This is a genomic window from Xenorhabdus littoralis (assembly GCF_033949345.1).
Taxonomy (GTDB): domain Bacteria; phylum Pseudomonadota; class Gammaproteobacteria; order Enterobacterales; family Enterobacteriaceae; genus Xenorhabdus; species Xenorhabdus littoralis.
Genome location: NZ_VCDP01000284.1, coordinates 1 through 322, shown reverse-complemented (window position 1 = coordinate 322; position 322 = coordinate 1). Strand labels below are relative to the sequence as shown.

At 52.8% G+C, this 322-nt stretch carries 1 rRNA gene; it reads left to right on the top strand.

Annotation, left to right across the window (positions count from 1 at the left end):
* Nucleotides 1–322, top strand: a 23S ribosomal RNA gene (locus tag FE394_RS19635); the annotation flags it as partial.

Here is a 322-nt window from a genome sequence, read left to right as displayed (position 1 = left end):
TAGCGAAAGGCGGGTGAGAATCCCGTCCACCGAATGCCTAAGGTTTCCTGAGGAAGGCTCGTCCGCTCAGGGTTAGTCAGGACCTAAGCCGAGGCCGACAGGCGTAGGCGATGGACAACAGGTTGATATTCCTGTACCACCTCTTTATCGTTTGAGCAATGGAGGGACGCAGAAGGATAGAAGAAGCGTGCGATTGGTTGTGCACGTCCAAGCAGTTAGGCTGATAAGTAGGCAAATCCGCTTATCGTGAAGGCTGAGCTGTGATGGGGAAGCTCCTTATGGAGCGAAGTCTTTGATTCCCCGCTGCCAAGAAAAGCTTCTA